Origin of the sequence: Lebetimonas sp. JH292 (genome assembly GCF_000523275.1) — a bacterium.
In the GTDB taxonomy this organism is placed as follows: domain Bacteria; phylum Campylobacterota; class Campylobacteria; order Campylobacterales; family Nautiliaceae; genus Lebetimonas.
Genome location: NZ_ATHQ01000001.1, coordinates 893,119 through 916,284, shown reverse-complemented (window position 1 = coordinate 916,284; position 23,166 = coordinate 893,119). Strand labels below are relative to the sequence as shown.

The window sequence follows — 23,166 nt, the reverse complement described above, 5'->3', positions numbered from 1 at the left end:
TTTATCTATTTCATAAAACAAAATACCAAAAAACACAATCAGCAAAGTTAATTTTATCAACACCGTAAAAACTGTTTACAAATAATATTTCTGGTTTCAGCCAGTCAAACGTAAAAGGGGCTAAATAATCAAAAGCAAAAGTAAATATTAAAATATAGTAAATTTTTTTCATATAACTGTTTTTTATAAAATTTTCTGTTTTTTTTATAATCCAAAAAACAGCCCCGTAAAAAACACCTATTGCAAAAATCACCAAAGGGATTAAAAAACTTAAATTATAATACCTAAAACTAAGACTAATCCAATAAAACCAAAAAACTCCTATAAAAAATCCTGTTTGGAAAAAAGAGTGTTTGATATAAAAAAAAGAAATAAAAGCCAAAAGCAAAATAAATGTAAAAATAAATTTTGTAAAAAAATTATCATTAATTCCAAATTTAAGCATAAAAAAGTTTAAATAAACAGGTAAAGATATTAGAGTTGCCACAATCAAAGAATTTGTGTTAAAATATCGCTTAAAAAAGGATACACATGAATTTTCTATATGCAGCAGCACCGGCAGCAGGCCAACCGAGTTTAGTCGCATCGCTTTTACCTCTTATTATTTTATTCGCAATTTTTTATTTGCTTGTAATTTTACCACAACAAAGACAGGCAAAAAAGCATAAAGCAATGGTGGCGGAACTGAAAAAAGGTGACAAAATTGTCACAACAGGCGGTATTATCGCAGAAGTGGTAAAAAACGAAGAAGGCTTTATCAAAGCCAAAATAGCCGATGGTGTTGAAGTAAAAATAGACAAAGCAGCAGTTGCTAGAAAACTTGAAGAAGAAAAATGAAAAAACTTAATTACAGACTGGTTATATTTATATTAGCCGCCCTTTTTGGAGTGGCATTTACCGTTCCCTCATTTATAGGAAAAAATCCTAAAGTCAATCTGGGACTCGATTTACAGGGAGGAATGTATTTGGTTTTGGGTGTAAAGGGTGATGAAGCTGTTAAAAACAAAATTAAAACATTTGCATCCACAATCAAATATATAACAAATAAAAAAGAAATATTTATAGACAGTTTGAAAGTTAAAAAAGACGCTTTAAGTTTTGAACTTATAGACAAAGATGACGAAGCTAAAATGGATAAAATTTTAAAAAAGTTAAAAGGTGTTCAAATAATTAAAAAGCCTCAAAAAGAGAGTGTTTTATATACTATTAAACTAACTCCGGCTGAAATTCAAAAAACAAAAGAGGATGCCGTAAATCAAGCAATTCAGACAATAAGAAGCAGGCTTGATGCATTCGGTTTAGCTGAACCGAGTGTTACAAAACAGGGAATTGATAAAATTGTGGTGGAACTTCCGGGAATAAAAACTGAAAAAGAAAAAGATTCCGTCAGAAAACTGATTTCCACTTCGGCCCATTTGGAGCTGTATGCCGTTGATGACGAGCATAAAGCCATAACTAAAAAAGACGCTGCAAAATACGGAGATATACTGCTTCCGAGCAAAGATAACCCTGATAGAAAATATCTTTTAAAAACCCCACCGGTACTTGACGGAAGTATGATTACGGACGCAACCGTTGGATTTACACAAAAAACAAACCAGCCCGCCATTTTCTTTACCCTAAATTCACAGGGCGCCCAGATTTTTGGAGATTTTACAGGCAAAAATGTAGGAAAAAGGCTTGCAATTGTAGTGGATAACAAAGTCTATTCAGCACCTGTCATACAGGAGAGAATAGGAGGAGGAAGCGGTCAGATAACCGTAGGTACTCCTGAAGAAGCCCATGTTCTTGCCATAGCTCTAAGAAGCGGCTCTCTTCCGGCACCGGTGGTACTGCTTGAGCAAAGAAGCGTAGGTGCAAGTCTCGGGGCAGACAGTATTAAAAAATCAATGATAGCACTGATAAGCGGATTTGTAATAGTTGTTATATTTATGGCATGGTATTATAACCTCGCAGGTATTATTGCAGACATCGCACTTATTGTAAACCTGTTTTTAATTATTGCCGTAATGGCGCTTTTTGGCGCAACGCTTACGCTTCCTGGAATGGCCGGTATTGTATTAACAGTCGGTATGTCGGTGGATGCAAATGTAATTATAAATGAAAGGATAAGAGAATTAATCCGTGAAGGCAAACATATAAAAACAGCAATTGAAGGAGGATATAAAAATGCAATGAGCGCCATTGTTGATGCAAATATCACAACTTTGATTGCGGCGATTGCCCTTTTTGCATACGGAACCGGAACAATTAAAGGTTTTGCAATTACCATGGCTTTGGGGATAATGGCCAGTATGCTCACAGCTATTCTTGGAACACACGGCATTTGGGGATACATACTTGCCGGTGGTAAAAAAATTACTCCAAAACACTTTGGAATGAAGGCTTAAAATGGAACTTTTTAAAAGTGATAAAACATATAATTTTATGAGCAAAAGAAACCTGTTTGTTTCCATTTCTCTTATATTGATTGTACTTAGTCTGTTTTCTATTTTTACAAAAGGGTTTAACTGGGGGATAGACTTTAAAGGCGGAATTGAAATTCAGGTAAAATTCGATAAACCGGTAAAATTAAGTAAAATAAGAAAAATAGTTTCTAAAAAATTTACTTCTCCAAGCATTACAACATTCGGCAGCAATAAAGAAATTCTAATAAGACTTAATGTTAACTCTGTTTCCGGGGATGTTCAAAAATCACTCGGAAAAGAGATAAAAAACCTTTTAAAACCCATAGGAAATGTTGATGTAAGAAGGGTGGACATAGTAGGAGCTAAAGTAGGAAACGAATTGAAAGAAAAAGGATTAAGTGCATTTATTCTTTCTGTAATAGGTATATTAATATATGTTGCGTTCAGGTTTGAATGGCGTTTTGCCCTGGCCAGTGTATTGGCACTTTTTCATGACACAATAATTTCACTCGGTGCTGTTAGTTTTTTTGGCATTGAAACAAATCTTGATGTATTGGCGGCCATTTTAACACTTATGGGATATTCCCTTAACGATACGATAGTGGTATTCGACAGAATCAGAGAGCAGGTCAGAGACTCAAAAGTAAACGATTTGGCGGCGCTTATTAACGAAGCCGTTTCTAAAACGCTCTCAAGAACTGTTTTAACCTCACTCACGACTTTCTTTGTTGTGCTTACACTCTTCTTATTCGGAGGAGAAATTATAAGACCTTTTAGTTTCACTCTTTTAGTGGGAATTATAGTAGGTACATACAGTTCTATTTTTATAGCCTCTCCGCTTCTTATCTGGCTCGGATTTAAAATTGACGATTACAGAAAAAGACTTGCCGAAATTGAAAAAAGAAAAAGAGAAAAAGAAAAAATGCGCCAGATGTATCAGGGCGGAGTGGTATAAAAAAAGTGAGTGGTGAATGGTAAGTAGTGAGAAATATAAAATGAGCTTGCTCATCTGGCTGTTTAAAAAACGGCCATGATTGATAATTGATAATTAATATAAAGGGCAATAATGGACTGGGGAAAAGTAATATATGTGTTTTTTCAATTAATGAGTCTTACAAGTGTTGCCGGTTTTTTATATGACCATAATAAAGTGGCCCTTTTTATAGCTCTGAGTTTAAACCTGATATCGACTATTTTGAAAATAGGTGTAAAAAACATAGTTGCAGCAGAACTGTTTGCGGCAAGTTTAGTAGCGGATTTACATTTGATTCCAGCTTTTATTTATCTTGAAATAAAAAATGATTTAGATGCCGCTTACGCAATGGCAATAGGGGCATTAATAGCCAATATTGTAACGATAATTCTAAGTTTTATAGAAATAGCCAAAACAAAAAATATAGACTGGGAATAAATGGGGAGTTATGAGTTATAAGTTATGAATTATGAATTATGAGTTATGGATTGTGAGTGGTGAATTGTAAATAGTAAAAAAGTATTAAAAGGAGAATTGATGCAATATAATCCAGCTGTTATTGAAAAAAAATGGCAAAAAATCTGGAATGATGAAAAAGCATTCGAGCCAAAAGAAGATAAAACTCTTCCTAAAAAATATATTTTAAGTATGTTCCCGTACCCAAGCGGAAGAATACATATGGGACATGTAAGAAACTACACCATAGGCGACGCACTGGCCAGATACTACAGAAAATCCGGATTTAACGTACTTCATCCGATAGGATGGGACAGTTTTGGAATGCCGGCTGAAAATGCGGCCATTAAACATAAAGTCCATCCTAAAAAATGGACATATGAAAATATTGATTATATGAGAAAAGAATTAGCTTCTTTAGGTCTTTCTTTTTCAAAAACAAGGGAATTTGCCACAAGTGACCCGGAATATACAAGGTGGGAGCAGGAATTTATTATTAAATTTTATGAAAACGGCCTGCTTGAAAGACGTACACAAAAGGTAAACTGGTGCGAAACGTGCCATACAGTATTGGCAAATGAGCAGGTGATTGACGGATGCTGCTGGAGATGCGACAATCCAATAGAAATAAAAGAACTTCCGGGATGGTATATCAAAATTACAAAATATGCCGAAGAACTGCTAAACGATATGGAAAAAATAAAAGACGGCTGGCCTGAAAGAGTTCTCACCATGCAGAAAAACTGGATTGGAAAATCCACAGGGCTTGAATTTAAATTTAACCTGACGCAAAACAGCAAAGAAAAACTTAACAATAAATTTGACGGATACGAAGTTTTTACAACAAGACCCGATACAATTTACGGAATAACCTACTCTGCCCTAGCCCCTGAACATCCTATAATTGATTATATGCTCGAAAACGGATTGTTGGATGAAAAAACAGAAAAAAAGGTAAGGGAAATAAGAAGCATTCTACCTAAAGAGAGACAGTCTATGCAAAAAGACGGATGTTATCTCGGAATTGACGTGCTTCATCCGCTAACCGGCGAAAAAATACCGGTATGGATGGCGAATTTTGTTTTGGTTGAATACGGAAGCGGTGCTGTAATGGCGGTTCCTGCCCATGATGAAAGGGATTTTGAATTTGCCACAAAATTTAATCTTCCGATTAAATGGGTTATTAAACCTCTAAACGGGGAACTTGATAAAAGCAAAGCCTATACAGGTGAGGGAATTTTAATAAACAGCGGCGAATTTAGCGGAATGTTAAACACCAAAGCGAAAGAGGCTATTATTAAAAAATTCGAAGAGCTTAGAATCGGTAAAAAAGTTACAAATTACCGCCTTAGAGACTGGGGAATAAGCCGCCAAAGATACTGGGGTGCCCCTCTTCCGTTTGTAAAATGTCCAAAATGCGGGATAGTTCCTGAAAAAATAGAAAACCTTCCGATTACATTGCCTGAGGATGTGGAAATCACAGGAAGCGGCAATCCTCTTGAAACACACCCTACCTGGAAATATACAAAGTGTCCTAAATGCGGAGGCGAGGCAATACGTGAAACAGACACAATGGATACATTTGTTGAGAGCAGCTGGTATCAGTTTAGATATGTAAGTGATTTTAGAAAATTCAAAGATGTTCCTTTCAGGAAAGAAGACGAAAACTACTGGATGCCGGTAGACCAGTATATCGGGGGGATAGAACATGCCATTTTACACTTACTTTATGCAAGGTTTTTTACAAAAGCTCTCAGGGATTTAGGATACGTAAGTGTAGACGAGCCTTTTGCAAGACTATTAACTCAGGGAATGGTATTAAAAGACGGTTCTAAAATGTCTAAATCAAAAGGCAATGTGGTAGACCCTGATGATATTATTAAAAAATACGGAGCCGACACTGCAAGGCTTTTTATTCTTTTTGCCGCTCCGCCTGAGCAGGAGTTGGAATGGAGCGACAGCGGGGTTGAGGGTGCATACAGATTTTTAAACAGGGTATATTTAAATTCCCAAAAATGCAAAAAAACCGACACAATCCCTAAAATTGACACAAATAAACTGACAAAAGAGGAAAAAGAAGCAAGAAGAAAAGTATATGAAACATTAAAAAAAGCAAAAGAAACATACAAAAAAACATTCGCTTTTAATACATTAATCGCAAGCGCAATGGAAAGTTTAAACGCATTAAATAAAATAGAGAACATTGATGTTTATACGGAAGGTTACTGGATATTAATGAATGTATTGGAACCTATTGTTCCTCACATAGTCCAGTGAAATCAGCCAAAATTTATTCAACAGAAACAATTTTAAAGAAATTAAAATTGACGAAAATGCTTTAATTAAAGATGAAATACATTATCCGGTAAGTGTAAACGGTAAGAAAAGAGCCGAAATTACCGTAAATACAGATGCAAACAAAGAAGAAATTCTAAACACAGCCCAAAAATGCGGTTAAAAAATATATAGAAGGAAAAGAAATTATTAAAGAAATTTTTGTGCCAAAAAGAATGATAAATTTTGTAATAAAAGGATAAGCAATCAAAAAATATTTATTTTACATTTTTCATTTTACATTTTTCATTTTTTTAATAGGTTGCGGATACAAACCGAGCAGCGTTTATCAAAAAAATATTATAGGAAAAAACCNTTAATGCTGTTGTAGATATTGACGTTAAGCAGCCGCAGGAAAACGTTTTTTTAAAAGACGCCCTGAATGAAGCCGTTTATACACTTTTTGGTTCAAACATAACCAATCAAAATTCAAATACGACAATTACTCTTTCAATTGTTTCGTCTTCTCTTGACCCTCTGGATTATGACAAAAACGGTTATCCGATTCTTTACAGAAGTTCGGTAACACTTCAGGCAGATATAACCGACAAAAACAATAAAAAAAGAACTTACAGCGTAAACGGGACTTATGACTTTGCCACATCGCCCAACAGCGTTATAAACGACCAGATTAAATTAAACGCTTTTAAAAAAGCCTCTATTAATGCATTAAATAAACTGATTGCCCTGATAACAAAGGACGGAATCAATGAACATTAACGAAATAGCAAAAGAAGCCCTTTTAAAATTTAAATCAAAAGGTTATGTTTTTACCCCAAGCGAATATGAAGAAGAATTTTGCAAAGCGGCCAAAAAGCACAAGGTTATTATTGAAGAGTGTAATAAAATTTCAAAATATATAGCAAAACTGGATAAAAAATATCAGGTTATAGCCAAAAATTACAATATCAGAAATTTAGATGAACTTATTTTATTTTTAATAAATTATCTCAACAGAATAAATCCCCAAAAAGAAAAACAGAGCCTCGAAGAACTTTTTTTATATACCAAAAGGGTTCTTGATGTTATTGTTGTTTTACCTTTTGCCAAAAGCAGACATATTGCCATAAAACATCTCGATTTTTTAAATCCTTATTTAACAAAAAAAGAGTTTTCAAATCTACGGGAAGAATGGATCGATTTTTTGGATAAATTTGATAACATGGTTATTCAAAAAGCCAAACATATAACAGGCGTTGAAAGTGAAGACTGTATAGAAATTACAGAGGCTCTGTTAGAAAAGCTTGAGGAAATGCCAAAACTTGATTTTTTGGTTGATTCCATAATTTATACACTCTCGCCAAGTTATGCCCCTTTTATGAATGATGAAATTGCAATGATTAAAAGACAGTTAAAAAACGATTCGTCTTTTATTTATACAAAAGCGTTTGCCGAAGATTTAAAAATTCTTACGAATAAAAGAATAAAACTTGACAAAGAAGAGTTAAAAAGAAAAATTAAAGATTTGGATAAAATTGCTGAAAGACTGTCCATTAAAATATTAAAAATACTTAAAAAAACAGATGATTCTTCAAATGAAATAAAAAATATTACAGTGGAAATTCAAAACTGGAGACATGATGCGGAAAATTTTGAGAGCATTAAACAAAAACTGATAAATATAGCAAAATCCATTGACGGTGAACTTAACAATTTTCACTGTGAAATTAAAAAAGAGGATGAAGAAATTAAAAAATTAAAAGAAAAAATTCACTTTCTTGAAGGAAAACTTAAAAAACTCGCCACCGAAATAAAAACCGATTATCTGACAAACATCGCCAACAAAAAAGCCATAGAAGACGAGCTTAAAAAAAATGAATCGGCCTATAACAGATATAACACCAATTATTCTGTTGTTTTTTTTGATATAGACCATTTTAAAAATGTAAACGATACATACGGCCATGATGCCGGAGATATGATTTTAAAATCGCTCGGACTGCTGTTTAAAAGATATGCGAGAGATATAGATATGATAGGGAGATTCGGAGGGGAAGAATTTGTTGCAATACTGCCTAACACGAATAAAAACGGGGCTTATAAATTTGCCAAAAAGTTAAGAGAAATTGTACAAAAAACAAAATTTATGTATAAAAACACAAGAATTCCTGTAACAATTTCGGGAGGAGTTGCTGAGAGAAAAGAGGTTAATTCAAAAGAAGAAGTGTTAAAAAAAGCAGATGAAAGACTTTACTTGGCAAAAAACAGCGGAAGAAACAGAATCTGTGCAGAGGATAAATGCAAATAATAGTGAGTGGTGAGTAGTGAATAGTGAAAAGTTAAATGAATTCTTAAATAAAAAACCTCTTTTTTATAAAGAAATAGATCTAAAAAGAATGCCAAAAGCTTTTAATTTAATAAAAAATAATATCAATTTAAAACCTGTAATTCATATAATAGGGACAAACGGAAAAGGCTCAACAGGCAGATTTTTGGCCCATACCCTTTTAAAAAAAGGTTACAGCGTAGGACATTATACATCTCCTCATATTTTAAAATTTAATGAGAGAATTTGGATAAATGGAAAAGATATTGATGATGAAGATCTCGAAACCGCCCACTCACGCCTTCAAAAACTGTTGCCTGAGAAAGTCAGCGAATCTCTAAGTTATTTTGAGTATACCACTCTTTTAGCGGCCATAGCCTTTGAAGGACTTGATTTTGTAATAATGGAAGCAGGCCTTGGGGGAGAATTTGATGCAACAGCAGTTTTTGATAAAAAAATAACATTAATTACTCCAATTGATTATGACCATCAAAATTTTTTGGGAAATTCAATTAAAGAAATAGCAACCACAAAACTGAATGCAATTGAAAAAGAGGCGATAATCGGGAAACAGATTAATAAAATTGAAAATGGATAATGGAAAATGGAGTATTTTGGAGTTTGCAAAAGAGTTAAAACCAAATGCCAAAATATATGATTATTTGGAGTTTTTCGAAAAAGATGAAATAAATGAAATAAAAAAAGATTTTAAATTTGCTGAATTTCTTTTTGATAATTATCTGCTTGCTATAAGTTTTTTAAAAAAAGAAAACATACCTTTTAGCATCAATGATATAAATGATTTAATACTTCCTGGCAGAATGCAGGAAATTGAAAAAAATTTGTTTATAGATGTGGGGCATAATCCTCTTGCGGCAAAAGCTATTGTAAATACTCTGACTAAAAAAGTAAATTTGGTTTATAATACATATAAAGACAAAGATTATAAAAAGATTTTAACAATTTTAAAACCCAAAATAAATAAACTTTATTTAATTGATGTAAAAAATGAAAGAATTGAGGATAAAGAGAAAATAAAAAAAGTTGCAAATAATCTGGGCATTGAAATAGAAGATTTTAAACAGATACAAAAACCCATGCTGGTATTCGGAAGTTTTTCGGTAGTGGAAAAGTTTTTAAGGAGATATTTTGCAGGCAAAAGTTTATGAATTTTTACAAAAAAATAAAAAAAATATAATCACAGGAAATTTAAAAGAAGCACTCTTAATAGGTGAAGTTTTTAAATATTTGAATATCCCCTATTCTGTTTTTCCGGATTTCAGAGCCGGTTTTGGGGGCGATTTAAGAAGTTTCAGAAATGAAATATTTGAACTTAATAATGCATTGTTTAAATATTATAATGAAAATGCCTATTTTATCTCACCCTATTCCACTATTTTAAAAAAACTCCCTCTTAAAAAATATTATAAATCAATAACCCTTGAATTTGGGGATGAAATAGAATTTGAAAAATTAAAAGAAAAAATCATTTATTGGGGATATGAGAGAGTAGATATAGTAAGCGAAAAAGGTGAAGCCAGTTTTAGGGGTGATATTTTTGACATTTGGCCGATAAACAGTGAAAAGCCGATAAGAATTTCCCTTTTTGACACCCAAATAGAAAGTATACGAACATTTGATGAAATTACCCAAAAAAGCATTGAAGAGATTGAAAAGTTTTCAATTATCCCAGCAATCGCCGCACTTGATGAAAAAGAATATAATGAAATTTTGCAAAAGTGTCAAAAAAGTGAGTTTTCAACATTTTATAAAGATTTTTATTCCCTCGGATTTTGGTATTTAGATAGAGAATTTTTAGATGATTTTGTTTTATTAAAAGATTTGACCCAGGAGATTGAAGAATATAAAGAGTTTTACAAAGAAATAAATCCGGCAATATTTAAAACTGAAATTATCCCAAACGGAAAATGCATTGATATAAATGAAAAATTAAAAATGGAAAATGGAAAATTACAGTTATATAATGAAAAAATACCTTTAGAAATAATTGCTAAAAATGAAGTTTTTTTAAAAGAAAACAATCTATATGATTTCGTAAGATTAAAAGCACCTGTTGTAAGATGGATAAAAAGCAACGCCGTAATTAATATAATCTGTCCTGATAAAATAATAATTTCTCTTAATCCTCCTGAATTTGAAAAGAAAAAAAGAATCACCCTTGCTTTGGACGAACTCAAAATTGGCGATTTTGTCGTTCACGAAAACCACGGTATCGGCAAATTTATGGGACTTAGAAAAATGGAAGTTTTAGGAAAAGTCAGTGAATTTGCCCAAATTCTTTATGCAAATGACGATAAACTACTTTTGCCTGTGGAAAACTTGGATTTATTAGAAAAATATATCGCTCCTGGCGGTGTTATGCCTCAGCTCGATAAACTTGGAAAAAGCTCTTTTTCTAAAAAAAGAGAAAAAATTAAAGAAAAAATATTTTCAATGGCTGCTGATATTATTAAAATTTCGGCCAAAAGGCATCTCTTAAGCCCTATGCCGCTCGATTTCAAAGGAGTTTATGAATTTATAACAAAAGCACCTTTTATCCATACACCTGACCAGAAAAAAGCTATTGAAGAAATTATAAATGATTTTAAAACCAAAATAATGGATAGATTATTAAGCGGCGATGTGGGATTTGGTAAAACGGAAGTCGCAATGGTTGCAAGTTTTATTATTGCAAAAAACAAATTCCAAGTAGCTGTAATTTCCCCTACTACAATTTTAACAAACCAGCATTTTGAAAGTTTTAAAGAAAGATTTGTTGACTATCCGGAAATAAAAATAGCAAAACTCGACAGATTTACTTCAGCAAAAGAAAAAAAAGAAATTTTGGAGAGTGTCAAAAAAGGCGAAATTGATATTTTAATTTCAACCCATGCCGGGTTAAATGTGGAATATAAAAACCTGGGCCTTGTAATTATTGACGAAGAGCATAAATTCGGCGTAAAACAAAAAGAAAAATTAAAAGCTTTTGCTGAAAATATTCATACGCTTTATATGTCGGCAACCCCAATTCCCAGAAGCCTTAATATGGCACTGAGTAAAGTAAAAGATTTAAGCACATTAGAAACCGCTCCAAAGGGAAAACAAAATACAAAAACATTTGTAAAAGAGTGGGATGAAAATGTTATAAAAGAAGCGATTCTAAGAGAAATAAGACGTGGAGGACAGATTTTTTATATATATAATAATATTGTCTATATTGAACACAAAAAAGAAGAAATTCAAAATATTCTGCCAAATTTAAGAATTTTAACACTTCATGCCAAACTGACCCCAAACCAGATAGAAAAAGGACTTATTAATTTTATAAATAAAAAATATGATCTGGCCCTAACCACCACAATAGTTGAAAGCGGAATTCACATTCCTAATGTGAACACTGTAATTGTAGAAAATGCAGACAGATTTGGAATAGCGGATTTGCATCAGATAAGAGGAAGAGTCGGCAGAGGAAAGCATGAAGGATACGCATATTTTCTTGTAAAAAACAAAGAGGAATTAAGTGAAGATGCCAAAAAAAGGCTCATTGCCCTTGAAGAGAATTCATTTCTCGGAAGCGGAAGTATTTTAGCTTTGAGAGACTTAGAAATAAGAGGAGGAGGAAACATTTTAGGAGCTGAACAGTCCGGACAGATAAAAGGCATCGGATATGCTATGTATATTAAAATGCTGGAAAATACTTTAAAAGAATTAAACGGGGAAATAAAAGAACAAAATGAAACAGAAATAAAACTGAGTATCAATGCGTATCTAAGCCCGGAAATTATTAAAGAAGACAGACTAAGACTTGAATTATACAGAAGACTTTCTCTTGCAAAAACATTAAAAGAAGTGTATGAAATAGAAAAAGAGATAATTGACAGATTCGGAAAAACAGACAAACCAACACAAAACTTTTTAGAAAAAATTAAAATAAAAATAATGGCCAACGAAAAAAACATAAAATCTATTTCTAACTATAATGAAAATATATCAATTATTTATAATAACGAAAAAAAAGAAATCATTAAAGCGCCTTCAAAAGATGACGAAATAATACTTGAAACAATATTAAATAAATTAAAAATGAAAAATGAAAAATTTGATATAATTTTATTCCTTGGAGAGTTGGCCGAGTGGTTGAAGGCGCACGCCTGGAACGCGTGTGTGGGTTAACGCCCACCGTGGGTTCGAATCCCACACTCTCCGCCACTGCTTTAAAACTTCACATAAACTCATAAATATGATAATTTTTTTATTTAACTCACATAAATTGTTTTGAAAAATTCTAAAATTTGATTAAAATCATTATAAAAAAAGGAAAACATTGAAATTTTTATTTTTTGGAACAAGTGCGGGAAGACCTACAAAAATAAGAAATGTTACAGCTTTAGCAATGGAATTTGAAAATGATAATAAATGGTATCTGTTTGACTGTGGGGAAGCTACGCAGCATCAGATATTAAAATCAAGACTCAGCAGTGCAAAGCTTGATACAATTTTTATAACCCATTTACACGGAGACCATGTTTACGGACTTTTTGGTCTTATAACTTCAAGGATGCTTGATAAAATCACTAAACCGCTTACAATTTACGGACCTAAAGGGCTTAAAGAGTTAATTTCATCTGTGGTAAATATAAGTTATGAACATTTAGGATATGAGCTTAATATTAATGAAATATACGCCGGGGCTGAAATGGTTTTTGATAAATTTAAGCTAAAGGTTTTACCTTTAATGCATTCTGTTGAATGTTTTGCCTATTACATAAAAGAAAATGATAAATCAAATAAAATCAATCAGGAAAAACTTATAAATGATGGATTAAAACCGTGTGCTTTATATGGAGAGATTAAAAAAGGAAAAGATGTTGAATTTGATGGTAAATTATTTAAAGCTGAAAATTATCTTCTTGAGCCTGTTTTAGGACAAAAAATAATTATTGCAGGAGATAATGTCCAGCCCGAAATACTCTGCCCTTATCTTGAAAATCTTGATTTACTGATTCATGAAAGCACATATACACAGGCAGTTTTTGATAAAATACAAACACAATATATGCATACAATTGCCAAATATTTAGCCAACACAGCTCAAAAATATAATGTAAAAAACCTCATAGCTACGCATATATCTCCGCGATATCAGACAAATGAACCGATTTTAAATGAACTTAAAAAATATTACAATGCTAACGCCTTTGTAGCAAACGATTTTAATGAATTTGAATTAAAAGAAGGTAAATTAAAACTTATTGATGATTGATTTTCGTTATTTCGACATCACTTCCGAATATTTCTCTCACTTTATTTATAACATCATCTGTTTTTGAAAAAATATTTTTAACTTCTTTTGGCTTTTTTACATGATTTATTTCATTTTTTATTTCATTTTTTTTTTCGCATCTAATTGGCTCTATTTTTACCCCAATACCAAAAATCTCGTTTATTAAAGGCCTGATAACAGGTGAAAAAAATCTTTTAAACATATTCTTACAATTTTCATCCGGACAGCTCTCCCAGGTAATTACACCGTTTTTAAAAGAGATAAACCTTACACTTGTTTCAAAACAGACCCCCAAATCAATATCTCTTTCTTTTATTTTTTTAATTAAAGTTTTAAATAAATCTTCTTTTTGTTCGATTTTCGGTTCATATGCGTTAACATCTATTTTTTGTTCTAAATTTTGTATTAAATCATCTATTTTATGAGGCTTAATTGCTTCTATCATTCTAAAAAACATTAAAAGCAATACAAATTCGTTATCGGTATTGTATTTTATAAGTTCCCTCGCATCCGAAATAATATTTAAGAATCTGCCTGCGGTTACAAGAGGAAGAGTTGAATTAAACACCGCATCTTTTACATATAAAATAACCTCATCCAAAATGGCTTCTATATCATAATCTTTTACAACATCAACCAGTTTTTTTACTTCCTTTTTGTCTTCTTTTAATACGCTTTCAAATATTTTTGAAATAATTTCCGGATTTATAACCCCAAGCATTTCCACAACGCTTTGGGTATCTATTTTACCTTTTGCATATGCAATGGCCTGATCAAGCAGGGTCAGTGAATCCCTGATGGAACCTTTTGCGGATTTTATAAGAAGCCTCAAAGCTTCATTTTCAAATTCGACATTTTCAAAGCTTAAAATTATAATCAAATAATTTTCTATAAGTTTTTCGTTTATTTTATTAAATCTAAAATGCTGAACCCTACTTAAAATTGTAGCGGGAAGTTTTAAAGGGTCTGTGGTCGCCATAATAAATTTTACATATTCAGGCGGTTCCTCAAGGGTTTTAAGTAGAGCGTTAAAAGCTTCGTTTGTAAGCATATGAATTTCATCAATTATAAAAATTTTATATTTTCCGTAAGTCGGTTTATATTTTGTATGTTCAATAAGTTCCCTGATATCTTCTATTTTTCTGTTGCTTGCTGCATCCATTTCAATAATGTCGATATGTCTGTTTTCATTGGCCATTACACAGTTTTCGCATATTTCGCAAGGGTTAGACGTAGGACCTTTATCGCATTCAAGCGCTTTTGCAAAAATCCTAGCAGTCGATGTTTTTCCTGTTCCTCTCAGTCCAGAAAACAGATATGCGTGGGCTAATCTTTTTTTATCGAGAGAATTTACAAGAGTTTTTATTATGGCATCCTGACCCACCACTTCTTCAAATCTTTTGGGCCTGTATTTTAAAGCTAAAACCACAAATCGCCTTTTTTTAAAATTATATCAAAAAGCAAGTTTAATGAGTTGTTCGTTTAATTCGTAAGCTAATCTTTCTTTTAATTTATTAAAATCTTCGGTTATATCGATATTGGGGGAAAATTTAAATGTGTTTTGGGAATTTACAAACCTTTGAAGTTCGGAATGAGATGAAGTTTTAATAAAATCATAAACCAGTTTTTTTATATCATCCGGATAATCATACCTGTCCAATAATTTCAGGGTATAATTTGTTTCTTTATTTTTTATTTTATTAATAAAAGGCATTTTTTTGATATTAAACACAACACCTCTTTTTTTAATAATTATAATACTAAATTTAACATATGTCAATTGATTTTTTATATTTTTTATCGAAACATCGTATTTTCGGGGATTTCAATGGTAGTGAGGGAGAGACTTGAACTCTCGACCTCCGGCTTATGAGACCGGCGCTCTGACCAGCTGAGCTACCTCACCTTCTGCAGGAGTGAAATTATAAAAAAATAAATAAAGTTTGTCAATATAAAAATAAATCTTGTTACACATAGTAACAATACATTAATTTTATTTTAATAAAAACATTTGATAAACTTATAAGTGATATAATACTAAAAAAAGGAGAAAAAAATGAAATTACTAAAAGGATTATTAAGTGCAGCGTTAATAGCAAGTTTTTCATTTGCGGCAGATTATGTTATTAAGTTTTCACATGTTGTATCACCGGATACCCCTAAAGGAAAAGCGGCCAATTATTTTGCAAAAAGGGTTGAGGCGTTAAGTCACGGAAAAATAAAAGTTGAAGTTTATCCAAACGCACAGTTGTGCGGCGATAAAGTTGTTCTTAGAAAAATGAAATTTAATGCCGTACAAATGGCGGCTCCGAGCTTTTCAAAATTTACAGGGCTGGTTCCTCAGCTTGCTTTATTTGATTTACCGTTTCTATTTAAAAATGACAACCATTTACATAAAGTTCTTGACGGAGAAGTAGGACAAAAACTTTTGAATATGGTCACAAAAAAAGGATATGTAGCCCTTGGTTACTGGGATAACGGATTCAAACAGATAAGTGATTCAAAAAGGCCTTTAATAAAACCTGAAGACTGCAAAGGGTTAAAATTCAGGGTTATGAGTTCAAAAGTGTTAATTGGACAATTCAAAGCCGTAGGAGCGATTCCGGTAGTACTTCCTTTCAGTGAAGTATATTCAGCTCTTCAACAGGGAGTGGTTGACGGACAGGAAAATACAATTTCAAATATATATACAAAAAAATTTTATGAGGTTCAAAAATATATGACTTTATCTAATCACGGATATTTGGGATATATGGTAGTAATGAGCAAAGCATTCTGGAAAAAACTGCCTGATAATTTAAAAGCTGTTGTAAAAGAAGCGTTCAAAGAAGCCACTGCAAAAGAAAGAATCTGGGCAAAACAGCTTAATGATTCACAACTTGCAAAGATTCAAGAATATGCAAAAAAAAACAGGTAAACTTGAAATTTATACTTTAACACCTCAAGAGAGAAAATTATGGGAAACTAAATTAAGAGCCATTTATCCTAAATTTTACGGAACTATCGGAAAAGATTTAATTGAAAAAACGATTAAAGCGGGTGAATGAAATTCTTAAAATGGATTGATATTACTGTAGGATTAACAAATGAATTTATTGCTTCGTTTGGAATTTCGGCAGGTGTTTTTTTAGCTTTTATAAATGTAATTGCAAGGTTTATATTTCATCAGGGAATAGACTGGGCGTTTGAACTGACCAACTATCTTTTTATATGGTCTGCCCTTTTTGGGGCGGCATACGGTTTTAGAAAAGAAATTCATATTAAAGTTACATTATTAGTAGACGTTCTGCCTTCCATCTTAGCCAAATATACAATTATTTTGGCAAAATTAATTACTCTTATTTATTTACTGGCTGTGGCTTATTTTGGTTATTTGTTTATTTTTGACCCGGATTTCGGATTAAAAGCCAGCGGCGAAATCAGCGTTGATTTAAATATCCCTATGTGGATACCTTATATTGCCCTGCCTCTTGCTTTTTTAAGTGCATCAATAAGAGTTTCACAAAAAATAATTAAACTTATTAAAACCCCTCCTAATGAAATTCAACAGGTTAGTGAGCATGAAATGATTATAGAAGAGACAAAATTAAATCTTGGAGAAAATATATGAGCGTAGCGTTGACTCTTTTTGGGATATTTTTTGTATTCCTTATTTTAAGCACCCCTGTTGCGGTGGCACTCGGAGCCTCCACTTTTATAACTTCATATATTTTTGAAGGAAAAGAATCTTTAATAGACCTTGCCAGTGCACTGTTTTCAAAGCTGGATAAATACGCCCTTATGGCTATTCCCATGTTTATTTTGGCCGGAAATATATTAAGTAAAGGCGGAAGCGCAAAAAGAATAGTGGATTTTGCAAAAGCTTTTGTAGGTCATCTTCCAGGAGGACTTCCTATTGCAGCAATTTTTTCAAGCATTATTTTTGCGGCTGTTTCAGGCTCATCCCCTGCCACTGTCGCAGCAATAGGTTCTATAATGTTCGGTGCGATAACAGCCGCCGGTTATCCCAAATCTTACGCCGTGGGAACAATTACGGCAAGCGGGTCTCTTGGAATTTTAATACCGCCGAGTATCGTTATGATTATTTACGGGGTAACTGCGGAACAAAGCATTGGAAAACTCTTTATTGCCGGAATAATTCCAGGTCTTTTAATAGGTTTTATGTTAATAGCCGTTACATATTTCGGGGCGAAAAGGCTTGGATTTAAAAAAACCGCCCCTGCAAGCTGGAGGGAAAGATGGAAAAAATTTAAAGAAGCTTTTTGGGCTTTAATGACTATTGTCATAATTATAGGAGGGATTTACGGCGGAATATTTACTCCTACAGAAGCCGCTGCCGTTTCGGCTGTCTGGGCACTTTTTATAGCGATTTTTATTTATAAAGACATTAATATTAAAGAATTAAAAACCGTATTTTTAGACAGTGCCGCAACAAGTGCTATGATTATGTTTATTATTGCAAATGCCTCTGTATTTGCATATTTTCTGACTCTCGAAAATATTCCGCAAATGTTAAGTAACTGGGTAGTAAGTATGCATCTTGGAAAAATAGGGTTTTTAATTGCCGTAAATATATTATTGCTTATAGCGGGTAATTTCATGGAACCGAGTTCTATTATTATGATAATGGTTCCTCTGCTTTTACCGGTTGCAAAACTGCTTGGAATCAACCCTATTCATTTTGGTGTAATAATTACCATAAATATGGAACTTGGAATGCTGACACCTCCTGTAGGGCTTAATCTGTTTGTAGCAAGCGGGATTACTGGGCTTCCGATAAAAGAAGTGGTTAAGTCTGTAATTCCTTGGTTTATAGTTATATTAATTGGACTGATATTAATTACATATATTCCTCAAATTTCACTGTTTTTACCTAATTTAATGATTTCTTCATAAAATACCTTAGTCTAATTAACTAAACATTTCTTAAAAATTTAAATAATTTTCTTGACTTTTTCTTTCTTTTTTTATATAATTTCGTCAGTTAAACAAAATAACTGCTAAAAGGAGGCGGAAATGTTTAGACCTATAGGCTTAAGAGTTCTAATTGAAAGAGTTGAAGAAGAATCAAAAACAGCAAGCGGAATTATTATTCCGGACAATGCAAAAGAAAAACCACTTGAAGGAAAAGTAGTTGCTGTTTCCAAAGAAGTGGAAGAAGATGAAAACCTGCCAATAAACGTAGGTGATACAGTAGTATTTGCAAAATATGCAGGTACTGAAATTACAATTGACGGAAAAGAATATTTGGTATTAAATACCGATGATATTCTTGGAAAAATAGAATAAGGAGGGGAGCATGGCAAAAAATATAATATATTCAGATGCAGCAAGAAACGAGTTATTAAAAGGCGTTGAAAAACTGGCAGATGCAGTTAGAGTTACAATGGGTCCAAAAGGAAGAAATGTATTGCTTCAAAGAAGTTTCGGAGCACCACATATCACAAAAGACGGTGTAAGTGTAGCTAAAGAAGTAGAACTAAAAGATCCAGTGGAAAACATGGGAGCTCAGCTTGTAAAAGAAGTTGCAAGCAAAACTGCCGATGAAGCGGGTGACGGTACAACAACAGCAACGGTTTTGGCGCATGCAATCTTTAAAGAAGGTTTAAAATACATAACTGCCGGCGCTAACCCGATAGCAGTTAAAAGAGGAATGGATAAAGCTGTTGAAGCTATTATCGCCGAACTTAAAAAAATGAGCAAACCTGTAGAAAATAAAGAACAAATTGCTCAAGTCGCAACAATTTCAGCAAACAATGATAAAAAAATAGGTGAGCTTATTGCAGAAGCCATGGATAAAGTCGGAAAAGACGGTGTTATCACTGTTGAAGAAGGAAAATCACTTCAAGATGAACTTGAAGTGGTTGAAGGTATGCAGTTTGACAGAGGTTATTTAAGCCCTTATTTTGTAACAAATGCCGATAAAATGGTAGCTGAATATGAAGATGCGTATATTTTATTATATGACAAAAAAATTTCCAATATGAAAGATTTATTGCCATTACTTGAAAAATTAGTTCAAGCTGGGAATAAACCATTATTAATTATTGCCGAAGACATCGAAGGTGAAGCATTAGCAACACTCGTTGTTAACAAATTAAGAGGAGTGTTAAATGTAGTTGCTGTAAAAGCTCCTGGATTTGGTGACAGAAGAAAAGCTATGCTTCAAGATATTGCAATTCTAACAGGCGGACAGGTAATCAGCGAAGAGCTTGGTAGAACACTTGAAGGTGCAACCCTACAAGATTTAGGACAGGCTGGAAGAATTGTAGTAGATAAAGAAAACACAACAATCGTAGACGGAAAAGGCGACAAAGCTTCAATTGAAGCAAGAATTAACCAAATTAAAAAAGAAATCGAAGAAACAACAAGTGATTATGACAGAGAAAAATTACAAGAAAGACTTGCAAAACTCAGCGGCGGAGTTGCAGTAATTAAAGTCGGTGCCGCAACTGAAACTGAAATGAAAGAGAAAAAAGACAGAGTTGATGACGCATTAAGTGCAACAAAAGCAGCTGTAGAAGAAGGAACAGTAATCGGTGGTGGCGCTGCCATACTTAAAGCAGCCAAAAAAGCCGAAGTTGAAAGTGTAGACCCTGATGAACAAATAGGAATAGATATAATTAAAAAAGCAGTAAAAGCACCTATTAAACAAATAGCTTTAAATGCCGGATTTGAAGCCGGTGTAGTTGCTCTGACAGTTGAAGAGGCCGACGATGAAACTGGATTTAATGCAAGCAGTGGAGAATATGTAAATATGTTTGAAGCCGGAATTATCGACCCAGCCAAAGTTGAAAGAATTGCTCTTCAAAACGCAACAAGCGTTGGTGGATTATTACTAACAACAGAAGCTGCTGTAACAGAAGAACCAAAAGAAGAAAAAGCGGCTCCAGCAATGCCTGACATGGGAGGAATGGGAGGAATGATGTAATTCCTCTTTTTTTCTTTTTTTATAACAATTATAAGTGTCTGTCACTATACTTATTTATATATTTAACATATTGATTTTATTAATTATATTATATACAAATTTCTAAATTAGGATTAAAAAATTCTTTAAAAATAAAATATAATTTATTATTGCATAATTTTAAGGACAAATATGAAAAGAACTTGCTGAAAAAATAAAATACAGCTTTTCATTATTTCAACTTCTGCAATCGGAATCTATCCGGAAAATACTCCGTGTGATGAATATCTGTAACATTACTGCAGATGATTTTTTGGGAAATTTGGCAAAAGAATGGGAAAACGAAGCAAATAAATGCAACAAACCTACAACTACAATAAGACTCAGTGTTGTTTTAGGAAAAGGCGGTGCTCTTAAAGAAATGCTTTTACCGTTTAAAATAGGTCTTGGAGGAATTATTGGAAATGGCGAAATGAAAATGTCCTGGATTGATATCGAGGATTTTTGGAAAAGTTTTACATAAACCTACAATTTTTAGAATTCCAAAATTTATACTTTATTTACTATACGGTGAAGGGAGCGGCGTTTTAACAAATTCTAAAGAAGTCTATCCAAAAAGATTACTGGAAAAAGGATTTAAATTCAAATATCCCACAATTGAAAAATCTTTAAAACATATTTTAAAATCATAAATAATTTTTTAAATTTTTAAAAAATTTTTCTAAATCGTTTCTTATATCAATTCTGTTAAATGCAAGAGGCGAAGGATGAAAACAAACCCCGATTTTAAATCCGTTTATTTCATAAATGCCGCATTTTTTTAAATTTTTAACATCTTTAAATTTATCTATATAAGAAAATGCTTTAATTGCAGAATTTCCAAGAAGCAAAATAATAGAAGGTTTTACAATATTTATTTCTTTTTCAAGTAGTTCAGCACCAATTTTAAGTTCATTTGCTTTTGGAGTTCTGTTTTTATTATCTTCAAATGTTCTAAACGGAAAGGCGTTGGTTATTAAAAAATCCCTGCACCTATCAAGTCCGCTTAAATTTATAAGATAATTCAGATTTTCCCCTGCCTTTCCTACAAAAGGCGAATGCATTTCAACCTCTTTTTTACCAGGGGCCTCACCTATAATCATTATGGGATTATCCCTTTTTTTATCAATACAAGGGTCAGTTACCTCTGTAAAATCAATATTTTCATTTAAATATTTTTGAATATATTTTTTTCTTTTTTGATAAAAATCAGTTAACTCTTTTTTCCAACTCACAACTCACAACTCACTTTTTCACACTTTAATATTTAAGTTATTTCCTTTTCCGGTGGCTTTTGCGGCTTCTTCTATGGCCTTTGTGTTTTCAAAAGTTTTTTCAAGAATATTTCCCAAAACATTTTTTACAACATCCTGTGCTTTTTTCTGAACATCAATTTGAATAATTTGATTAATGTTTTGATTTGAAATTCTCATAATATTCCTTTATTTTATTCACGCTGTTTTGTAAATCTTGGTTTTCAACAGTTAAATCGGCCAGTTTTTCATATATTTTAGTCCTTGAATAATAAAGTTCCTCAGCTTTTGATCTGTCTTTAAAAAGAGGCCTTTTTTCAATTTCTTTTTTATCCATTCTTTTTAGTATATCTTCAAAATCCACTTTTAGATAGACCACAATGCCAGCTTCTTTAATCTCAGGAATAAATACCGGAAACCCTCCCCCTACTGAAATAACAGTGTTAAAAACATTTTTTTTAATCCATTCGAAGCAGTATTTCTCCTTTTGGCGAAATATTTTTTCTCCATGGGTTTTAAAAATTTCACTGATAGTTTTATTTTCAAAATTTTCGATGAGTAAATCCGTATCAAGAAAAAAAGTTTTCATCTCTTTAGCTAAAATTCTGCCTATTGTAGATTTCCCACTTCCCATAAAACCTGTTAAAAGCAGGTTATTTGAGCTCAATTTTAATCCCCTCGTCTGTTTTTGTGAGTTTATATGAATAATTCGTATCAAAATATATAACAATCCGGTAATATCCTTCATGATTACCTACAACAATTTTTTTTACGAAAGAATTTTTTATATTTCTTTTCATCGTTAAAAAATCTGCGTTTTTTTGAAAATCCAGAACAAGCCTGAAGGGTTTAATTAAAAACATATTTCTTATCAGTTTATCTTTTGTTTCTAAGTAAAAAGTTTTTTATTTTTGATAAAAAGTGTAAAAAGAGAATCAAATTTATATTCTTTAATTCCGAAAGTTTTAGGTTTATGGGTAATAACTACGGGAGAGTGAAAATCAATATTTTTGTTTATTAAAATTTCTTTATTTTTAATATCTCCGCTGGAATTTTGATAAACAAAAATAATTTTTTTTAAAATTCTTGCGTCATTTGGCAAATAAACTTTTTTTTCTTTAAAAAATTCGGGTTTAATAATTATTTTATTTTGGGGATTAATTACAGGTTCAAACGGATTTATCCTTGCAAATAACAAAACATTCATTATAATCAGTATTAATATTCTCATTAATTTTCCATT

At 32.3% G+C, this 23,166-nt stretch carries 25 protein-coding genes, 2 tRNA genes and 5 pseudogenes; 21 read left to right on the top strand and 11 right to left on the bottom strand.

The genetic code is table 11. The features are described 5' to 3' along the window. Positions 1-10: 10 nt before the first annotated feature. Positions 11-487: a hypothetical protein gene (locus tag DZ64_RS0105760; protein WP_236618672.1), complete on the bottom strand. Its 477-nt coding sequence runs from the start codon at positions 485-487 to the stop codon at positions 11-13. Between the two features lie 44 nt (positions 488-531). Between DZ64_RS0105760 and yajC the strand changes: the two genes are divergently transcribed. The 10 genes and pseudogenes from yajC to DZ64_RS14145 form a co-directional block, all read left to right on the top strand. After that, the gene (yajC, locus tag DZ64_RS10820) at positions 532-837 is read left to right on the top strand and encodes a preprotein translocase subunit YajC (RefSeq protein WP_024789782.1); all 306 of its coding nucleotides are present in this window, start codon (positions 532-534) and stop codon (positions 835-837) included. Then, positions 834-2,390 carry a protein translocase subunit SecD gene (gene secD / locus DZ64_RS0105750; protein WP_024789781.1) on the top strand — a complete coding sequence of 519 codons (1,557 nt, stop codon included), beginning with the start codon at positions 834-836 and terminating at the stop codon, positions 2,388-2,390. Before yajC ends, secD begins: the two co-directional genes overlap by 4 nt. A 1-nt stretch (position 2,391) precedes the next feature. After that, positions 2,392-3,363, top strand: coding sequence for a protein translocase subunit SecF (gene secF / locus DZ64_RS0105745; protein WP_024789780.1), 972 nt, complete (start codon positions 2,392-2,394; stop codon positions 3,361-3,363). A 111-nt stretch (positions 3,364-3,474) separates the two neighbouring features. Further along, entirely contained in the window at positions 3,475-3,819 is a 345-nt protein-coding gene (locus DZ64_RS0105740; RefSeq protein WP_024787634.1) for a DUF6394 family protein, read from the top strand. A gap of 99 nt (positions 3,820-3,918) precedes the next feature. Continuing rightward, positions 3,919-6,374, top strand: a pseudogene (gene leuS, locus DZ64_RS10815) (leucine--tRNA ligase). Positions 6,375-6,504: 130 nt separating this feature from the next. After that, positions 6,505-6,891: an LPS assembly lipoprotein LptE gene (lptE, locus tag DZ64_RS14150; protein WP_369792117.1), complete on the top strand. Its 387-nt coding sequence runs from the start codon at positions 6,505-6,507 to the stop codon at positions 6,889-6,891. After that, positions 6,881-8,419 (top strand): GGDEF domain-containing protein, encoded by a 1,539-nt coding sequence (locus tag DZ64_RS0105730; protein ID WP_024789779.1) that lies wholly within the window; start codon positions 6,881-6,883, stop codon positions 8,417-8,419. The genes lptE and DZ64_RS0105730 overlap by 11 nt, the downstream gene beginning before the upstream one ends. Before the next feature lie 16 nt (positions 8,420-8,435). Further along, positions 8,436-9,035 carry a Mur ligase family protein gene (locus tag DZ64_RS12760; RefSeq protein ID WP_201768475.1) on the top strand — a complete coding sequence of 200 codons (600 nt, stop codon included), beginning with the start codon at positions 8,436-8,438 and terminating at the stop codon, positions 9,033-9,035. After that, positions 9,028-9,606: a hypothetical protein gene (locus tag DZ64_RS12755; protein WP_201768474.1), complete on the top strand. Its 579-nt coding sequence runs from the start codon at positions 9,028-9,030 to the stop codon at positions 9,604-9,606. Before DZ64_RS12760 ends, DZ64_RS12755 begins: the two co-directional genes overlap by 8 nt. After that, positions 9,587-10,120 (top strand): annotated as a pseudogene (locus tag DZ64_RS14145) (transcription-repair coupling factor); the annotation flags it as partial. The gene DZ64_RS12755 and the pseudogene DZ64_RS14145, both read left to right, overlap by 20 nt. Positions 10,121-10,311: 191 nt before the next feature. On the opposite strand, the gene DZ64_RS13295 reads toward DZ64_RS14145, so the two are convergent. Then, positions 10,312-10,635: a hypothetical protein gene (locus DZ64_RS13295; RefSeq protein ID WP_236618670.1), complete on the bottom strand. Its 324-nt coding sequence runs from the start codon at positions 10,633-10,635 to the stop codon at positions 10,312-10,314. Between the two features lie 46 nt (positions 10,636-10,681). Between DZ64_RS13295 and DZ64_RS14140 the strand changes: the two are divergent. Further along, positions 10,682-10,741: pseudogene (locus DZ64_RS14140) on the top strand (hypothetical protein); the annotation flags it as partial. Between the two features lie 224 nt (positions 10,742-10,965). Here the strand turns inward: DZ64_RS14140 and DZ64_RS13285 are convergent. After that, positions 10,966-11,139 (bottom strand): hypothetical protein, encoded by a 174-nt coding sequence (locus DZ64_RS13285; RefSeq protein ID WP_236618669.1) that lies wholly within the window; start codon positions 11,137-11,139, stop codon positions 10,966-10,968. Here DZ64_RS13285 and DZ64_RS13280 point away from each other — a divergent pair. From DZ64_RS13280 to DZ64_RS0105700, 3 genes and pseudogenes are all read left to right on the top strand, one after another. Then, positions 11,057-12,397 (top strand): annotated as a pseudogene (locus tag DZ64_RS13280) (DEAD/DEAH box helicase); the annotation flags it as partial. The gene DZ64_RS13285 and the pseudogene DZ64_RS13280 overlap by 83 nt on opposite strands. A gap of 159 nt (positions 12,398-12,556) precedes the next feature. Then, positions 12,557-12,646: transfer RNA gene (locus tag DZ64_RS0105705), tRNA-Ser, on the top strand. A gap of 115 nt (positions 12,647-12,761) precedes the next feature. Then, a complete protein-coding gene (locus DZ64_RS0105700; protein ID WP_024789776.1) occupies positions 12,762-13,700 on the top strand; it encodes a ribonuclease Z in 939 nt (312 codons plus the stop codon). Here DZ64_RS0105700 and DZ64_RS0105695 read toward each other — a convergent pair. The 3 genes from DZ64_RS0105695 to DZ64_RS0105685 form a co-directional block, all read right to left on the bottom strand. Then, entirely contained in the window at positions 13,687-15,150 is a 1,464-nt protein-coding gene (locus tag DZ64_RS0105695) for a DNA polymerase III subunit gamma/tau (protein ID WP_024789775.1), read from the bottom strand. The genes DZ64_RS0105700 and DZ64_RS0105695 overlap by 14 nt on opposite strands. A gap of 24 nt (positions 15,151-15,174) precedes the next feature. Next, positions 15,175-15,501, bottom strand: a complete 327-nt coding sequence (locus tag DZ64_RS0105690; protein WP_156921107.1) for a hypothetical protein — start codon at positions 15,499-15,501, stop codon at positions 15,175-15,177. Between the two features lie 49 nt (positions 15,502-15,550). Next, a tRNA-Met gene (locus DZ64_RS0105685) sits at positions 15,551-15,627 on the bottom strand. Between the two features lie 150 nt (positions 15,628-15,777). Here DZ64_RS0105685 and DZ64_RS10805 point away from each other — a divergent pair. The 7 genes and pseudogenes from DZ64_RS10805 (at position 15,778) to DZ64_RS14135 (ending at position 21,323) form a co-directional block, all read left to right on the top strand. Further along, positions 15,778-16,768 (top strand): annotated as a pseudogene (locus DZ64_RS10805) (TRAP transporter substrate-binding protein). Then, the gene (locus tag DZ64_RS0105675; RefSeq protein ID WP_024789774.1) at positions 16,765-17,331 is read left to right on the top strand and encodes a TRAP transporter small permease; all 567 of its coding nucleotides are present in this window, start codon (positions 16,765-16,767) and stop codon (positions 17,329-17,331) included. Before DZ64_RS10805 ends, DZ64_RS0105675 begins: the two are co-directional and overlap by 4 nt. Continuing rightward, on the top strand, positions 17,328-18,617 hold the full coding sequence (locus tag DZ64_RS0105670; RefSeq protein ID WP_024789773.1) for a TRAP transporter large permease: 1,290 nt from the start codon (positions 17,328-17,330) through the stop codon (positions 18,615-18,617). The genes DZ64_RS0105675 and DZ64_RS0105670 overlap by 4 nt, the downstream gene beginning before the upstream one ends. A gap of 120 nt (positions 18,618-18,737) precedes the next feature. Continuing rightward, positions 18,738-19,010 carry a co-chaperone GroES gene (groES, locus tag DZ64_RS0105665; RefSeq protein ID WP_024789772.1) on the top strand — a complete coding sequence of 91 codons (273 nt, stop codon included), beginning with the start codon at positions 18,738-18,740 and terminating at the stop codon, positions 19,008-19,010. Positions 19,011-19,020: 10 nt separating this feature from the next. Further along, complete coding sequence (groL, locus tag DZ64_RS0105660) at positions 19,021-20,652, top strand: chaperonin GroEL (protein ID WP_024789771.1); 1,632 nt, start codon at positions 19,021-19,023, stop codon at positions 20,650-20,652. 259 nt (positions 20,653-20,911) lie between these two features. Further along, positions 20,912-21,154, top strand: coding sequence for a hypothetical protein (locus DZ64_RS12750; protein ID WP_024789770.1), 243 nt, complete (start codon positions 20,912-20,914; stop codon positions 21,152-21,154). Continuing rightward, positions 21,120-21,323 (top strand): DUF1731 domain-containing protein, encoded by a 204-nt coding sequence (locus tag DZ64_RS14135; RefSeq protein WP_024789769.1) that lies wholly within the window; start codon positions 21,120-21,122, stop codon positions 21,321-21,323. Before DZ64_RS12750 ends, DZ64_RS14135 begins: the two co-directional genes overlap by 35 nt. Here DZ64_RS14135 and DZ64_RS0105645 read toward each other — a convergent pair. From DZ64_RS0105645 to DZ64_RS13265, 5 genes are read right to left on the bottom strand one after another with little or no spacing between them, the layout of a single operon-like run. After that, positions 21,318-21,905: a uracil-DNA glycosylase gene (locus tag DZ64_RS0105645; protein WP_024789768.1), complete on the bottom strand. Its 588-nt coding sequence runs from the start codon at positions 21,903-21,905 to the stop codon at positions 21,318-21,320. The genes DZ64_RS14135 and DZ64_RS0105645 overlap by 6 nt on opposite strands. Before the next feature lie 18 nt (positions 21,906-21,923). Further along, positions 21,924-22,103 (bottom strand): hypothetical protein, encoded by a 180-nt coding sequence (locus DZ64_RS0105640; protein ID WP_024789767.1) that lies wholly within the window; start codon positions 22,101-22,103, stop codon positions 21,924-21,926. After that, positions 22,078-22,590, bottom strand: coding sequence for a shikimate kinase (locus DZ64_RS0105635; RefSeq protein ID WP_024789766.1), 513 nt, complete (start codon positions 22,588-22,590; stop codon positions 22,078-22,080). The genes DZ64_RS0105640 and DZ64_RS0105635 overlap by 26 nt, the downstream gene beginning before the upstream one ends. Then, positions 22,577-22,786 (bottom strand): AMIN domain-containing protein, encoded by a 210-nt coding sequence (locus DZ64_RS13270; protein WP_236618666.1) that lies wholly within the window; start codon positions 22,784-22,786, stop codon positions 22,577-22,579. Before DZ64_RS13270 ends, DZ64_RS0105635 begins: the two co-directional genes overlap by 14 nt. A gap of 26 nt (positions 22,787-22,812) precedes the next feature. Continuing rightward, the gene (locus DZ64_RS13265; protein ID WP_035003151.1) at positions 22,813-23,154 is read right to left on the bottom strand and encodes a hypothetical protein; all 342 of its coding nucleotides are present in this window, start codon (positions 23,152-23,154) and stop codon (positions 22,813-22,815) included. Between the last annotated feature and the right edge of the window lie 12 nt (positions 23,155-23,166).

Coding starts and splice junctions, on each gene's coding strand:
- DZ64_RS0105740 (WP_024787634.1), top strand. CDS start 3,475: ATGGACTGGGGAAAAGTAATATATGTGTTTTTTCAATTAATGAGTCTT.
- secD (WP_024789781.1), top strand. CDS start 834: ATGAAAAAACTTAATTACAGACTGGTTATATTTATATTAGCCGCCCTT.
- DZ64_RS13265 (WP_035003151.1), bottom strand. CDS start 23,154: ATGAGAATATTAATACTGATTATAATGAATGTTTTGTTATTTGCAAGG.
- groES (WP_024789772.1), top strand. CDS start 18,738: ATGTTTAGACCTATAGGCTTAAGAGTTCTAATTGAAAGAGTTGAAGAA.
- DZ64_RS0105675 (WP_024789774.1), top strand. CDS start 16,765: ATGAAATTCTTAAAATGGATTGATATTACTGTAGGATTAACAAATGAA.
- DZ64_RS13270 (WP_236618666.1), bottom strand. CDS start 22,786: ATGTTTTTAATTAAACCCTTCAGGCTTGTTCTGGATTTTCAAAAAAAC.
- groL (WP_024789771.1), top strand. CDS start 19,021: ATGGCAAAAAATATAATATATTCAGATGCAGCAAGAAACGAGTTATTA.
- DZ64_RS12755 (WP_201768474.1), top strand. CDS start 9,028: ATGGATAATGGAAAATGGAGTATTTTGGAGTTTGCAAAAGAGTTAAAA.
- secF (WP_024789780.1), top strand. CDS start 2,392: ATGGAACTTTTTAAAAGTGATAAAACATATAATTTTATGAGCAAAAGA.
- DZ64_RS0105670 (WP_024789773.1), top strand. CDS start 17,328: ATGAGCGTAGCGTTGACTCTTTTTGGGATATTTTTTGTATTCCTTATT.
- DZ64_RS0105730 (WP_024789779.1), top strand. CDS start 6,881: ATGAACATTAACGAAATAGCAAAAGAAGCCCTTTTAAAATTTAAATCA.
- DZ64_RS0105640 (WP_024789767.1), bottom strand. CDS start 22,103: ATGAGAATTTCAAATCAAAACATTAATCAAATTATTCAAATTGATGTT.
- DZ64_RS12750 (WP_024789770.1), top strand. CDS start 20,912: ATGAATATCTGTAACATTACTGCAGATGATTTTTTGGGAAATTTGGCA.
- yajC (WP_024789782.1), top strand. CDS start 532: ATGAATTTTCTATATGCAGCAGCACCGGCAGCAGGCCAACCGAGTTTA.